Origin of the sequence: Sorangium sp. So ce1153 (assembly GCF_051521595.1) — a bacterium.
Taxonomy (GTDB): domain Bacteria; phylum Myxococcota_A; class Polyangia; order Polyangiales; family Polyangiaceae; genus Sorangium.
Genome location: NZ_CP150361.1, coordinates 6,370,996 through 6,385,572, shown reverse-complemented (window position 1 = coordinate 6,385,572; position 14,577 = coordinate 6,370,996). Strand labels below are relative to the sequence as shown.

Sequence of the window (14,577 nt, the reverse complement as noted above, 5' to 3'; positions counted from 1 at the left end):
CGCGGGGGCGCGATTGTCCGGCTCGGGCGGCGAATCCTTGACCTGCGTCGTCGTCCCGAGCCTGATCCCTTATCGCACACTCATGCTTTCACGAGATCCGCTGCTCCTGCTCTCCGCCACGCGGCTCGCTGCGCTGATCCGCGCCCGGGCCGTGACGTCGGCCGAGGTCGTGGAGGCCCATATCCGGCACATCGAGCGCGTGAACCCGACGCTCAACGCGATGGTGGCGAACCGGTTCGACGCCGCCCGCGCCGAGGCGCGCGCGGCCGACGCGCGCCTCGATCGGGGCGAGGCCGCGAGCGCGCCGCCGTTCCTCGGCGTCCCGTGCTCCATCAAGGAGAGCTTCGCCGTCGCGGGCATGCCGAACTCCGCGGGGCTCGTCGCCCGCGCCGGCGTGCGCGCGGCGGAGGACGCGGTGACGGTCGCCCGCCTGCGCGCCGCCGGCTTCATCCCGCTCGGCGTCACCAACGTGTCGGAGCTCTGCATGTGGATGGAGACGAACAACCGGCTCTACGGCCGGACGAACAACCCCTACGACCCGGCGCGCACCGCGGGCGGCAGCTCGGGCGGGGAGGCCGCGGTGGTCGGCGCCGGCGGCGCGCCGATCGGGCTCGGCTCGGACATCGGCGGCTCGATCCGGATGCCCGCGTTCTTCAACGGCGTCTTCGGGCACAAGCCGACCGGCGGGCTCGTGCCGACCTCGGGGCAGTTCCCGCTGCCCGGCGAGCGAGGGCTCCGCTTCATGACCACGGGGCCGATCGTGCGGCGCGCCGAGGACCTCATGCCGGTGCTCCGCATCCTCGCCGGCCCGGACGCGCGCGACCCGAGCTGCGCGGCGCTGCCGCTCGGCGATCCCGCCGCGGTCGATCTCGCCGGGCTGACGGTGCTCTCGGTCGAGCACGACGGCGTGCTCCGGGTGAGCGGCGATCTCCTCGCCGCGCAGCGGAGGGCGGCGGCGGCGCTCGCCGCGCGCGGCGCGACGGTCCGCGTGGCGCGCGTCGATCTCCTCGCGCGGGCGCTCGACATCTGGACGGCGATGCTGGGCGTGGCGGGCGGCGCGACGTTCCGGTCGATGCTCGGGGACGGCCGTCCGATCAGCCTGCCGCGCGAGCTCGCCCGCTGGTCGCTCCGCCGCTCGGCGCACACGCTGCCCGCGCTCGGGCTCACGCTGCTCGAGGATCTCGGCCGGCTGTTCCCGGCGCGCGTCGCGCGCGGCCTGGAGCTCGGCGCGGCGCTCCGGGCCGAGCTCGTGTCGCGCATCGGCGAGCGCGGCGTGATGCTCTACCCGTCGTACCCGAGCGCCGCGCCCCGGCACTACGGGCCGCTCCTGCCGCCCTTCCAGTGGACGTACACCGCCGTGCTCAACGTGATGGAGATGCCGGCGACGCAGGTCCCGCTCGGCCTCGACGGCGAGGGGCTGCCGCTCGGCGTCCAGGTGGCCGCGATCCACGGCAACGATCACGTGACGATCGCCGTGGCGCAGCACCTGGAGCGCTCGTTCGGCGGCTGGATCCCGCCGTCTTTGTCGTGGTGCCGACGCTGACGTTCTCGCCCGCGGTCGTGGTATCAAGGCTGCCCCCATGAGCAGAAGCGACATCAGCGACCGCACGTACGATGTGATCGTCTTCGGCGCGACCGGCTTCACCGGTCGCCTCGTCGCCGAGTATCTCGCCACCAAGGGCAAGGACGCCGCCGCCCAGGGCGCTGCAGCGCGGCCGATCCGCTGGGCGATCGCTGGCCGGAACGCGGGGCGCCTCGCGGAGGTGAAGGCGGCGATGGAGGCGATCGACCCGGCCTGCGCTTCTCTGGGCGTCATCGAGGCGGCGTCGGAGGACGCGGCGTCGCTCGAGCGCATGGCCGGCGAGGCGCGCGTCGTGCTCACGACGGTCGGCCCTTACTCGACGCGCGGCGAGCCGCTGGTGGAGGCGTGCATCCGCGCGGGCGCCGACTATGCGGACATCACCGGCGAGCCCGAGTTCGTCGACCGCCTCCTCGAGCGCCACCACGAAGCCGCCCGCGCGCGGGGCGTGCGGATCGTCAACTGCTGCGGCTTCGACAGCGTCCCCCACGACCTCGGGGTGCTCTTCACCGTGACGAAGCTCCCCGCGGGCGAGCCGATCGTGGTGGAGGGCATCGTGCGCGCGCACGGCAGCTTCTCGGGCGGCACGTGGCAGTCGCTGCTCGAGGCGATGTCGCACCCCGGCCGCAAGAAGCGTGAGGCGCGCTCCGACGAGGCGCACGGCGCGCGGAAGGTGCAGGGGGTCAAGGCGCGCGTCCGCTACGAGAAGGGGCTGCGCGCCTGGGTCTGTCCGATGCCCAGCATCGACCCGCAGGTCGTGCTGCGGAGCGCGCGGGAGCTCGACGTCTACGGCCCCGACTTCCAGTACGGCCATTTCGTGCAGGTCAAGTCCGGGCTGCAGCTCGCCGCCGGGGTCGCTGGCTTCGGCGCCGTCGCGGCGCTCGCCAAGGTGAGACCGACGCGGGAGCTGCTGCGCAAGGTGCGCAGCCCGGGGGAGGGGCCGAGCGCGGAGGAGCGGGCGCGCAGCTGGTTCCAGGTGACGTTCCAGGGGAAGAGCGCGTCGCGCAAGGCGGTGACGCGGGTGAGCGGCGGCGATCCGGGCTACTCGGAGACGGCGAAGATGGTGGCCGAGTCCGCGCTCTGCATGGCGCTCGACCGGGACCGGCTGCCGGCGCGCGCCGGGGTCCTCACGCCGGCCGTCGCGATGGGGGAGCGGCTCATCGAGCGGCTGCAGGCGGCCGGGATCCGGTTCGAGGTGCTGGAGGGGTGAGCGGCGCGCCGCGCGTCCGCGCCTTCCGGCCGCGGCGTCCCGCTAGCCCTGCGGCGCGCGCGCACGCTCAGCGAGCGGGCGCCGTCCGCAGGAGCTCATGGATACGACCGCCTTCACCGGCGAAGAGGACGTTGCCGGGCGACGCGCCCCACACCGACGAGATCTGCCCGGGGTCCCAGCGCAGGGGCGACCAGGACTCGCCGTCATAATTCAGGACGGTGCCGCGGTCCCCGACGACGAAGACGTCGTTGCGCCCGGTGCCCCAGACGCCGTGGAGATCGGCGTCGGTGGGCAGGGGCATCCTTGCCCAGGAGACGCCGTCGTAGTGTAGCAACGTGCCTTCCACGCCGACGGCGAAGACATCGTGGTGCCCGGTGCCCCACACATCGTGGAGCTCTACCTCTCTCGGCAGGCGCATCGGGGTCCAAGTAGCGCCGTTGTAGTGCAGCACGCCGGTGTCTCCGACGGCGAACACATCGTCGTGCCTGGTGCCCCAGATGGCCCGGAGAAGCACGTCTGGCTGTGAGTACAGCTCTGTCCAGGTGGCGCCGTCGTAGTGCACCACGATGCCGTCGTACCCGACGGCGAAGAGGTCGTCGCGACTGGTGCCCCAGATGCCATGGAGGTCCACGCCGGTCAGTGAATCTAGCTCTGTCCAGGCGGTGCCGTCGTAGTGCAGCACGCCGGATGTCCCCGCGACGAAGACGTCGTCCTGGCCGGCGCCCCAGACGTCGCGGAGCTCCACGCCGAGATGGGAATAGACCTCTGTCCAGGCGGTGCCGTCGTAGCGCAGCACGCGCGCGTGCCCCGCGGCGAAGATGTCGCGCGGGCCGCTGCCCCACACGCCGCGGAGAGCGTCGCTGGACGGCGAAGGCATCTCCACGCGCGATGCGCCGTCGTAGTGCAGCACGACGCCGTTGTGCCCGGCGGCGAAGACGTCGTCGTGCCCGCTGCCCCACAGGTCGAGGAGCTCCGCGCCGGGCTGCGTGTCCATCCTTGTCCAGGATTCACCGTCGTAATGCACGAGCACGCCACCTGCGCCGACGGCGAAGACGTTGTCGCGCCGGCTGCCCCAGACGTCGAGGAGGAGCGTCCCGGCGTGCGTGTCCATCGGCGCCCACGTCTCGCCGTCGTAGTGCAGCACGATGCCCGTGCCGTCGACGGCGAACACGTCATCGCGCTCGCTGCCCCACACCCCCAGGAGCGCGTCGCCTGCGGAGACGTCCATCGGGGCCCACGCCTCGCCGTCGTAGCGCAGGACGAGGCCCAGGGTGCCGACGGCGAAGACGTCGTCGCGCCCGCTGCCCCACACGCCGAGGAACGTTTGCTCTGTCTGTACATCCATCTTCGTCCAGGAGACGCCGTCGTAGTGGAGCACGACACCGAGGGCGCTGTCGTCGGACCCGACGGCGAAGACATCGTCCTTCCCGCTGCCCCAGACGTCGAGGAGGTGTGCTCCGGGCTGCGAGTAGACCCGCGACCACGACTCGCCGTCGTAGCGCAGCACGCCGTGGTCACCGACGGCGAAGACCTCGCCGGGGCCGGCGCCCCACACCGCGTGGAGCGCCTCCCTTGTCGGGCTCTCCATCCGTGTCCAGGAGGTGCCGTCGTAGTGATGCACGGTGCCGTTGACCCCGACGGCGAAGACGTCGTCGGGGCCGCTGCCCCACACGCCCGTGATGTCGTCGACGGTCGGCACGGGCATGGCGCGCCACCCGAAGTCGCCGCAAGGCTGGATGAGCCACGAGTCGCAGGCGAGCGAGCACTCTGTGCGGCCGAAGTCGTAGCGAAGATCCACGCAGGAGACGGTCGCGGGGAGACCGGGATCGCACGTCTCATCCTGCGCGATCCGGCCATCTCCGCAGTGAAGGTTGCAGTCCAGGCGACATCTCCCGCCGGAGCGATCATTGAGCCTGTCGTGGCATGCACGGTCGCGGAAAGGGATGTCCGGGCGATCACCGCAGTCGCATTCCTCGCCTGGATCGAGGATCCCGTTGCCGCAGCGCTCGTCGACGCAGGTCGCGCTGCAGCCGTCACCCGGCTCGGTGTTCCCGTCGTCGCACTCCTCTCTCGTGTCGAGGATGCCGTTGCCGCAGCGCTCGTCGACGCAGGTCGCGCTGCAGCCGTCATCCGGCTCGGTGTTCCCGTCGTCGCACTCCTCGCCGCGCTCCTCGACGCCATTGCCGCACGGCGCGCCGGGCGCCACGCACCACGGCACGCCGTCGCGAGAGGTGACGCACCGATAACCCGAGAGGCAGTGGCCGTCACCGCACGACACCGACGTGCCGCTCCTGCAGGCCGTCACCGCCGCGACGAGCGCCGCGGCGAGCGGGATGAGCACCGAGCACGAACCTGTCTTCATCGAAGAACCACACGCCTCATGGCGCAACGCGCGTCGTCGAACCGGCGCCGGGCTGGACAGCGGGAGCGGGAGACCCGCGGCGTTCGACTGGACACTGCTCGATTGATTCATGCTACCACGCGCGCTGCGGGGAACGACCCCAGCGGATTCCACACGTCGCTCGGATCGGCGAGATTGTGAACAACCGGGCGCGTGGGCTACGCTTCGTCGACGTGACCGGCGCAGACGAGGAACGGCTCGGCGGGGAGGCTGCGATTGCCGTGTCGCCTGGCCGGGCGACAGGCCAGCTCCTCGCGGGAAGCGCCGGCCTGACGAGCACCCTCCTGGCCGGGCAAGAGGTCGCGGCGCGGACCACCCGCGAGCCGCTCGCGCCGGCGCCCGGCACGGAGAGGACCGCGCTGTCGCGGCGGGGACAGGTCGAGGAGGCGCCCGCGCTGCCGCTCGCCGCCGGCAGCACCATCGGGCATTACGAGCTCATCCGCGAGCTCGGCCGGGGCGGCATGGGCACCGTCTTCCTGGCCCGCGACGTCCGGCTGGGCCGCCTCGTCGGCATCAAGGTCGTCACCAGCCTGAGCGGCGTCCGGCTGCAGCGGTTCCTGGTCGAGGCCCGCGCGACCGCGCTCTGCAAACACGAGAACATCGTGACCATCCACGATGTGAACGAGCACGAGGGATACCCCTACATGGTGCTCGAGTACATCGAGGGGCAGAGCCTCCGCGCCTGGATGGAGCAGCGCAAACCGTCGGGCGCCGGGGAAGGCGCCGCGGCGGCGCCGGTCTCCGCGAGCGCGGCCGTGGAGATGATGGTGCCGGTGGTGCGCGCCCTCTCGTGCGCCCACAAGCTCGGCATCGTGCACCGCGATCTCAAGCCCGAGAACATCATGCTGGAGGCGTCCGGCGCCATCAAGGTGCTCGACTTCGGCATCGCCAAGCTGCTCGACACCGACGTTGCCGGCCCGGTCGAGCGCCCTCCCGTCTCGATCAGGACGACCCTCACGCGCGAGGGCGCGCTGATGGGAACGATACCGTACATGTCCCCGGAGCAGTGGCTCGGGGAGGGGATCGACCACGCCAGCGACATATGGGCCGTGGGCATCATGCTTTACGAGCTCGTCACCGGCGCGCACCCGCTCGCGCCGGTGACGGTCCACAGCCTCATGCAGGTCGCCGTGCTCGACCAGCCCATGCCCGAGCTCGACAGCGAGCGCCCCGAGCTCGGCGCGCTCGGCGCGATCGTCGACCGCTGCCTGCGCAAGCGGAAGGCCGAGCGCACCGCCTCGGCGCAGCAGCTCCTCGCCGAGCTCCTGCCGCTCCTGCCGGGGCGCCACGAGATCGTCCTCGGGGCCGACGAGAGCCCCTTCGCCGGCCTGTCGGCCTTCCAGGAGGCCGACGCGGACCGCTTCTTCGGCCGCGCGGAGGACGTCGCCAGCATGGTGACGCGCCTCCGGAGCCAGCCGCTGCTCGCGATCGTGGGCGCGTCCGGCGTGGGCAAGTCGTCGCTCGTGAGGGCGGGCATCGTCCCGGCGCTCAAGCGCTCCGGCGGAGGGTGGGAGTCGCTCATCCTCCGGCCTGGGCGCGAGCCGCTGGCGGCGCTCGCCGATCTGCTCGCGCACCCCGCCTTGATGTCGAAGGGGGGCTCGGAGCGACCCGAGCCGCTCGACGGCGACGCCTGGCGCGGGCGCCTGCGCGAGCGGCTGCGCGCCGAGCCGGGCTACCTCGGGGCCGAGCTGCGCGCGTGGTCCGCCCGCAAGCAGCGCCGCGTCGTGCTCTTCGTCGACCAGTTCGAGGAGCTCTACACGCTCTCCTGCGACGCCGCGGAGCGCGCCGCGTTCCTCTCGTGCCTCGGGGGCGTCGCGGACGACGCCTCGTCGCCTCTGCGCGTGATCCTGTCGATGCGGTCGGACTTCATCGAGCGGGTGGCCGAGGACAGGCACTTCATGGCGGCGGTGACGCGCGGGCTCGTGGTCCTGCCGCCCATCGGCCGCGCGGGGCTGCGCGAGGCGCTGACGAGGCCTGTCCACGCGGCGCGGTACGAGATCGAGGACCCGGCGCTGATCGAGGGCATCCTCGACGTGCTGGAGACGACCCGCGGCGCGCTGCCGCTCTTGCAGTTCATGGCGGCGCGGTGGTGGGACCTGCGCGATCGCGGGCGGCGGCTGCTGACGCGGGAGAGCTACGAGGCCATCGGCGGCGTGGCCGGCACGCTCGCGAGCCACGCCGACACGGTGCTGGCCGGGATGAGCGGCCGCCAGGCGAAGCTCTGCCGGGCCGTCTTCGAGCGCCTCGTCACGCCCGAGCGCACGAGGGCCATCGCGACCCTGAGGGAGCTCCGCGAGCTGCCGGGCGACCCGGACGAGCTCGAGGGCGTCGTCCACGTCCTCGCCGACGCGCGGCTCCTGGCGGTCGAGACGGGGCGCGACGACGCCGGCAGCACCGTGGAGATCGTGCACGAGTCGCTGATCGAGCGCTGGCCGACGCTGCTGCGCTGGCTCGACGAGCACCAGCAGGACGCGGCGTTCCTCGACAAGCTGCGCGTGGCGGCGAGGCAGTGGGAGTCGAGCGGCGCTGGCGACGACACCGTCTGGCGCGGCAAGATCGCCGAGGAGGCGCGCCGCTTCCGCGAGGACTACTACTATCAGGGTCGGCTGCCCGAGCGGGAGCAGCGCTATCTGGACGCCGTGCTCAGGCTGGCGAGCCAGGCGCAGCGCCGGCGGCGCATGCTGATCGTCGGGACCATGGGCGGCCTCGCCCTGCTGGTCGCGGGGGCGACGCTGGGGATCATCAAGGTGGTCCGCCAGAACCGGGTGATCACCGCGCAGCTCGAGGAGATCCGCCAGACCGAGTACAACCTCGAGCAGGCGCTCGCGAGCGAGACGGCGGCGCGCGAGGCGGCCGAGCGGGCCCGGCAGAACACCGAGGACCAGCGGCGGCGCGCCGAGCTCTTGCAGAAGGAGGCCGAGGACGCCCGGTACAAGGCCGAGGCTGCGGCCGAGAAGGCGCGCGCGGCGGCCCATGAGGCCCGGGCGGCGCGGGACATGGCGCGCGCGTCCGAGACCGGCGCGCGCGACGCGGAGGCCAGGGCCAGCGCCGAGGAGCGGCGCGCCAGGGAGGCGGCCGAGCACGAGCGTCGCAGCAAGGAGGCGCTGGAGCAGCTCATCCAGCGATCCGTGGGCAACATCCGGGAGGGGCTCCGGTAGCGGGCGTTCGTCATGGCCCTCCGTGCTTTGCCCACGCGGGAGACGCCGAGGCGGGCGCGCGCCGCCCTCTCTGCCGGGCTGACGCTCGCGCTCCTGTCGTCGCTTGCCGCGCCGGCGCCGGCGCAGGCGCAAGCTCAGGCCCAGGCGCAGGCCAGCGGAGCGCCGCGCCCCTGGCATGAGGGCGTCTCCGAGGAGCGCAAGCGGCGGGCGATCGAGCTCTTCGCGCAGGCGCGCGAGCTGCACCGGCAGATGATGCTCGGCGAGGCGAGGGCGAAATACGAGGAGGCGCTCGCGGCGTGGGAGCACCCGGATCTCCGGTTCTATCTGGGGAGGGTGCTCAAGACGATGGGGCTGCCGCTGCTCGCGCACGAGAGCCTGCGCCTCTCGATGCGGTGGGGGCCAGGCTCGCTCGAGCCGGAGGACTACGCGGAGGCGCGCGCGCTGATGCAGGAGCTCGTCGCGCGCGAGCTCGCCGTCATGGAGCTGCGCTGTGACGAGCCGGGCGCCGCGGTGTTGCTCGACGGGAAGCCCTGGTTCGTCGGCCCGGGCGTCGCGGAGCGGTTCCTGATGCCCGGGGAGCACGTCATCACCGTGAAGAAGGAGGGCTATACCCCCTTCACCGCCACGGTCGTCACGTATGCCGGGGCGCGGGCCTCTCGCGTGCTGAGCGTCGACCGCATCGTCACCGAGCGCCCGTGGGCCGCGTGGGTGCCGTGGTCCGTCATCGGGGCGGGCGCGGGGCTCGGCGTGGCTGGCGGGGTGCTGCGGTGGCAGGCCGGGGAGCACATGGACGAGGCGGAGCAGCAGTTCGAGGCCACCTGTGGCCTGCGCTGTGGTCCCGGCCGATCGGGCGAGTACAGCCGCAGCAGGACGGAGGGCCATGTCGCTGTCGGCCTTTTCATCGCTGCTGGAGCGACCCTCGCGACGGGCGCGGCCCTGGTTTACCTCAACAGGCCCCGTTCCTACCGTGTCGACGACCAGAGCGGCGTGAAGATCGAGATGGCTCCGGGGGCGTCCGACGCCGAGGTAGGGCTGTCCGCCCGGTTCTTCTTCTGAGCGGTCGGGTCCAGTCCACGTGGGGCCAGCCCGCCTGGCGTGACGAACGCGCGTGGCACGCCGAATCACGAGAGGGCACGCTGCGGCCCCGGCCGGCGGCGCGGTTTGGTAAGATGGCCCCGTGCATCGTGAGGCGTGGATCTTCGGTTACGGCTCGCTGATCTGGCGGCCGGCTTTTCGCTTCGAGCAGATGGCGCCTGGGTACATCACGGGGTGGTCGCGCCGATTCTGGCAGGGGTCCACCGATCACCGGGGCGTCCCCGGGGCGCCGGGCCGCGTTGTCACGCTGGTCCCGGAGCCCGGCGCGCGCTGCTGGGGGATGGCCTACCGGGTTGCCGACGCCGAGCTCGACGAGGTCCTCCGCGCGCTGGATCATCGCGAGAAGGGGGGCTATGCGCGCCACGACGTGCCGCTCCACGTCGCGGGCGCGGAGGGCGCGGCCCGGACAGCCATCGTGTACATGGCCACGCCGGACAATGCGGACTACCTCGGTGCGGCGCCGCTCGCAGCGATCGCCGCGCAGGTGCTCGCGTCGCACGGACCGAGCGGCTCGAACGTGGAGTACGTCCTGCGCCTCGCCGAGGCGCTCGCGGCCATGAACGCGGACGACGAGCACGTGACCGAGCTGGCGCGTCTCGTCCGTACCAGTGAACAGTCCCTCAGCGCCCGACCGGACCGCGCCGACGGACGGAGCGCGCACCGGACGCCGCGCAGCGACAGCCCTGGCGCGGAGCTCCTCCAGACAGGCGATTGACATCATCCCCCGTCCGCGGCGCTCCCGATCACGGGGCCGAGCCCATGAACCATCCGTAGGCCCCGAGCGAGGGAGTCGCGCGCGCGGGGTGGGGGATGGGCCGATGTCTGAGACCTGGACATGGCTCATCCGGCGAAGCCGGATGAGCCATGTCCAGGTCGAGTTCGGCGGGGCCCCCACCCCGCGCGCGCGACTCCCTCGCTCGGGGCCGGGCTTCTCTAGTTCACGTCGCCGCCGCCATCCACGCCGCCGCCATCCGCACCGCCGTCCGCCCCCGCGTGGTCCCCGCCCGTGTGATCCGCGACCCCGTTGGTCCCGTCCACCCCCGCCACCGGCGGCGTCGAGCCCCCGCTCTCCGCGGCCTCCGCCGCCTCCGCCGCGAACGCCTCGACCGCGACGACGCGCTCGTCCTGCCCCACGTGCATGATCCGCACGCCCTGCGCGTTGCGCCCCGTCTCGCGGATCTCGCTCGCCTTGGTGCGGATCATCTGGCCGCGGTCGGTCACGATCAGCACCTCGTCGCTCGGGCTCACCATGGCCACCCCGACGACGGGCCCGTTCCGCTCGCTCGCGTCGATGAGGATCACGCCCTTGCCGCCGCGGCTCTGGAGCCGGAACTCCTCGAGCGGCGTCTGCTTGCCGTAGCCGCGCTCGCACACCGCGAGCACCCTGTCGCGCCCGTCGTTGCTCACGCCGAGGCCGACCACCACGTCGCCCTCGTCGAGCTCGATGCCCTTCACGCCCATCGTGGCGCGGCCCGTCGGGCGCACCTGGTCCTCGGGGAAGCGGATGCTCATCCCGCTCCGCGTCGCGATCACGAGCTCGCGCTTGCCGTCGGTGAGCGCCGCCGTGAAGAGCTGATCGCCCTCCTCGATCCGCACGCCGATGATCCCCTTGTCCCGGTAGTTCTCGTACTCGTTGAGCGCCGTCTTCTTGATCTGCCCGCGCCGGGTCAACGTCACCACGAACGTCTCGCCGTCGAAGCTCGGCACCGGCGTGATCGCCGCGACCTTCTCCCCGGGCTCCATCCCGACGAAGTTCACGATCGCGCGGCCCTTCGCGTTCCTCGGGGCCTGCGGGATCTCGTAGACCTTCTTGACGAAGACCTTGCCCTTGTCGCTGAAGAAGAAGACGTACGAGTGCGTCGACGCCACGAAGAGCTGGCTCACCCAGTCCTCCTCGCGCGCCTCCATCCCCACCATCCCCTTGCCGCCACGGCGCTGCGCCCGGTACGTCGAGGTCGGCGTCCGCTTCAGGTAGCCGGCGTGCGAGATGGTCACGACCATGTCCTCTTCCTGGATCAGGTCCTCCATCTGGATCTCGGCCTCTGCCGGCACGATCTCGGTGCGCCGCTTGTCGCCGAAGCGCGCCTTGATCTCCTCGAGCTCCATCACGATCACGTTCATGAGCAGCCCCATGTCCGCGAGGATCGCCCGGAGCCGCTCGATCGTCTGCGACAGCTCGCCGTACTCCTTCGCGAGCTTCTCCCGCTCGAGGCCGGTCAGGCGCGACAGCCGCATCTCGAGGATCGCCTTGGCCTGCCGCTCCGACAGGAAGTAGTCGCCGCGCCCGTCGGCCTCGGCGCACTCGGGCTCCGGCCGGCCGGCGCGCCGGAGGAACTCGCCGAGCCCCCGGAGAGGAAGCTGCTGGAGGTTCTCCCGCGCCTCCTCCGGATCGCTCGAGGCCCGGATCGTCGCGACGATACGATCGATGTCGCTCGTCGCCATCCCGAGCCCCTCGACGAGCTCGCGCTGCGCCTCGGCCTGCCGGAGCTCGAAGCGACAGCGCCGGGTCACGACCTCGCGCCGGTGCTCGATGAAGTGCGAGAGCGTGTCCTTGAGGCTCAGGACCGCGGGGCGCCCGTTCGCGATCGACAGGTTGATGACGCCGAACGTCGCCTGGAGGTCCGTCAGCCGGTAGAGCTGGTTGACGACCACCTGCGGGAAGATGTCCTTCTTGAGCTCGACCACGATCCGCATCCCCTCGCGGTCGCTCTCGTCGCGCACCTCGCTGATCCCCTCGATGCGCTTCTCCTTCATGCACTCGGCGATCTTCGCGACCAGCCGGGCCTTGTTCACCTGGTAGGGGATCTCGGTGATGATGATCGCCTCGCGGTCGCCCTTGTTCGTCTTCTCGACCTGGTGGCGCCCGCGCATCGTGATCGAGCCGCGGCCGGTCGTGTACGCCTGCACGATCCCGCTCTTGCCGTAGATGAGGCCGCCGGTCGGGAAATCAGGGCCCGGGACCAGGAGCAGCAGCTCCTCCAGGGTGATGTCGGGGTTGCGGATGATGGCGATCGTCGCGTCGATGATCTCGCCGAGGTTGTGCGGCGGGATGTTCGTCGCCATGCCGACGGCGATGCCGCCGGAGCCGTTGACGAGCAGCTGCGGGAACTTCGCCGGCAGGACGCTCGGCTCGAGCTCCGAGTCGTCGTAGTTCGGGACGAAGTCGACCGTATCCTTGTCGAGGTCGGCGAGCAGCTCGACGGCCATCCGCGACAGGCGCGACTCCGTGTACCGCATGGCCGCGGGCGAGTCGCCGTCGACCGAGCCGTAGTTGCCCTGCCCGTCGATGAGCGGGTAGCGCAGGCTGAAGGTCTGCCCCATGCGGACGAGCGCGTCGTAGACCGCGAGATCGCCGTGCGGGTGGTACTTGCCGAGGACATCTCCGACCACGCGCGCGCACTTCTTGTGCGCGCCGCCGGGGCCGATCTTCTGCTCGTTCATCGAGTAGAGGATCCGGCGGTGCACCGGCTTCAGGCCGTCGCGCACGTCCGGGATCGCGCGGCCGATGATCACGCTCATCGCGTAGTCGAGGTAGCTCGTCCGGAGCTCGTCCTGGATGCTGACCGGAACCTTCTGCTGGATGTTCGACGTCTCTTCCATGGGATCTGCACCCGAGGCGCGGGGCGGGCGCGGCGCGCACGGCCCCGTCGTAGAGGCCCATCCCAGCGCGGCTCGAGCGTCGAGCGTGTCGGCGGAGGCGTCCGTGGCCTCGATCGACGAGCGACGAGGTCGAGGTCAGCCTCCGCCGCGCGCCCTTGACCCGCGCTGTTCAGGGGATGCGACGGATGCGTTCAGGTACTCCAAGGGGCAGGCCGGCGCAAAGGGTTTGCCGGCCTGGAGCCGTCTCTCTGGCCCCCCGAGGGGCGGGAGAGCGTGGACGGCGCCCCGAGGAGCTGGGAGGGGCGTCCGAGGAGCTGGGAGGGGCGCTGGAAGGCTGGCGGGGGCCGGGACCGCTCAGCGGGGTGCGCACGCCGCGCGGGTGGTCGCGCCGGGGCGGACCTCGCCGGTGCACGCGGCGGCGAGCGCCAGGGCCCCCGCGGCGTCGCGCACCTCGATCGAGGCCTCGTACGGACCCGGCAAGAGCGCCGGCAGGAGCGCGCGCTCGCCGCAAGGAACGGGACCGACGTGGAGCGCCTCCGTCCCGGGCTGCTCGGTGTCGATCAGCGGCACGGTCGCGGTGTAGGTGGACGCGCCCGTTCCGCAGGCGAGGTCTTCGTCCGCGAGGAGCGCGTCGAGGTCGAGCTCCAGCGCGCCCGTCGCGGACAGCGGATCGCAGGTCGCGGTCACCGTGACACCAGCGCTCGCCGCGGCGAAGCAGCTCGACCCGAACAGCAACTCGCCCGCGGCGTCCTTCGCCTCGAGACGGAAGAAATAGGCCCGCCCCGGGGCGGCCCCGAGGTCGTAGACGACAGGCTCGTCCGGCGGGCACGCGACCCCGAGCACCGGCGCCAGCGCGCTGTCCTGGGGGACGACATCGAACGACGCGATCGCGCCGTCGTCCGCCTCGCAGCGCAGCGCGCCGAGCGCGCTCGCCGGGTCGAGCACGATGGCCGCGCTCGCCGGGTCGGCGGGCCCGGCGAGCGGGGCGCAGCCCTGGACGACGACGTTGACGCCCGTCTTCGCCACGAGCTTGTCGGCGTCCTCCGCGGCCTCGGGGCCGGGGCACGCCCACGTCCAGCGCGGCGCGACAGGGGCCCCGTCGAGGAGCATGTGGCGGCTGCCGGACGTCTCGTCGCCGATCGGCGTGAGCTCCTCGGCGTACTGCTCGTAGCCGTCGATCCTCGCCGTGTACTCGTGCCCCTCGACGACGTACGTGAACGACACGCGCGACGAGCACGGGATCGGCGGGGACGAGGCGAGCGTGAACGGCCCTCCGGCCGCGCTCTCGTCCGTGAGCGTCGCGACGTAGCTGCGGATGGCCCCCGGCTCGTTCGAGCACCGCACGTCGCCCAGGAAGGCGAGCGGGTCGATGGTGAGCGACGTCTGAATCTCCTGCTCGTCGTTGCCGCCGCTCGACTCGTTGCAGGCCGCGAGCGCGAGCGCGGCGAGCGCGACGGCGCGCCGGCCAGGCAAGGCGCGAGAGAGGAGGGAGGCGCCTCGGCGACCCGCGCCGGACAGGGTTTCGAAAGCAGCA

General features: G+C 72.3%; 8 protein-coding genes. 5 read left to right on the top strand and 3 right to left on the bottom strand.

What is annotated here, in order from left to right:
- Positions 1 to 82: 82 nt before the first annotated feature.
- A complete protein-coding gene (locus tag WME85_RS22805) occupies positions 83 to 1,543 on the top strand; it encodes an amidase (protein WP_437840921.1) in 1,461 nt (486 codons plus the stop codon).
- Positions 1,544 to 1,580: 37 nt separating this feature from the next.
- Positions 1,581 to 2,789 (top strand): saccharopine dehydrogenase family protein, encoded by a 1,209-nt coding sequence (locus WME85_RS22800; RefSeq protein ID WP_437840919.1) that lies wholly within the window; start codon positions 1,581 to 1,583, stop codon positions 2,787 to 2,789.
- 67 nt (positions 2,790 to 2,856) lie between these two features.
- On the opposite strand, the gene WME85_RS22795 is transcribed toward WME85_RS22800, so the two are convergent.
- Positions 2,857 to 5,151, bottom strand: coding sequence for a DUF4215 domain-containing protein (locus WME85_RS22795; protein ID WP_437840917.1), 2,295 nt, complete (start codon positions 5,149 to 5,151; stop codon positions 2,857 to 2,859).
- A gap of 260 nt (positions 5,152 to 5,411) precedes the next feature.
- Here WME85_RS22795 and WME85_RS22790 point away from each other — a divergent pair, with 260 nt between their 5' ends.
- The 3 genes from WME85_RS22790 (at position 5,412) to WME85_RS22780 (ending at position 10,158) form a co-directional block, all read left to right on the top strand.
- Positions 5,412 to 8,348, top strand: a complete 2,937-nt coding sequence (locus WME85_RS22790; protein WP_437840916.1) for a serine/threonine-protein kinase — start codon at positions 5,412 to 5,414, stop codon at positions 8,346 to 8,348.
- Positions 8,349 to 8,360: 12 nt separating this feature from the next.
- A complete protein-coding gene (locus WME85_RS22785) occupies positions 8,361 to 9,404 on the top strand; it encodes a PEGA domain-containing protein (protein WP_437840915.1) in 1,044 nt (347 codons plus the stop codon).
- 121 nt (positions 9,405 to 9,525) lie between these two features.
- Positions 9,526 to 10,158, top strand: coding sequence for a gamma-glutamylcyclotransferase (locus WME85_RS22780; protein WP_437840913.1), 633 nt, complete (start codon positions 9,526 to 9,528; stop codon positions 10,156 to 10,158).
- A gap of 218 nt (positions 10,159 to 10,376) precedes the next feature.
- Here WME85_RS22780 and gyrA read toward each other — a convergent pair whose 3' ends face one another.
- Together gyrA and WME85_RS22770 are read right to left on the bottom strand one after the other, a co-directional pair.
- Positions 10,377 to 13,043, bottom strand: coding sequence for a DNA gyrase subunit A (gene gyrA, locus WME85_RS22775; protein WP_437840912.1), 2,667 nt, complete (start codon positions 13,041 to 13,043; stop codon positions 10,377 to 10,379).
- Positions 13,044 to 13,397: 354 nt separating this feature from the next.
- Positions 13,398 to 14,516 carry a hypothetical protein gene (locus tag WME85_RS22770; protein ID WP_437840910.1) on the bottom strand — a complete coding sequence of 373 codons (1,119 nt, stop codon included), beginning with the start codon at positions 14,514 to 14,516 and terminating at the stop codon, positions 13,398 to 13,400.
- Positions 14,517 to 14,577: the final 61 nt, after the last annotated feature.

Coding starts and splice junctions, on each gene's coding strand:
- WME85_RS22800 (WP_437840919.1), top strand. CDS start 1,581: ATGAGCAGAAGCGACATCAGCGACCGCACGTACGATGTGATCGTCTTC.
- WME85_RS22805 (WP_437840921.1), top strand. CDS start 83: ATGCTTTCACGAGATCCGCTGCTCCTGCTCTCCGCCACGCGGCTCGCT.
- WME85_RS22795 (WP_437840917.1), bottom strand. CDS start 5,151: ATGAAGACAGGTTCGTGCTCGGTGCTCATCCCGCTCGCCGCGGCGCTC.
- WME85_RS22785 (WP_437840915.1), top strand. CDS start 8,361: ATGGCCCTCCGTGCTTTGCCCACGCGGGAGACGCCGAGGCGGGCGCGC.
- gyrA (WP_437840912.1), bottom strand. CDS start 13,043: ATGGAAGAGACGTCGAACATCCAGCAGAAGGTTCCGGTCAGCATCCAG.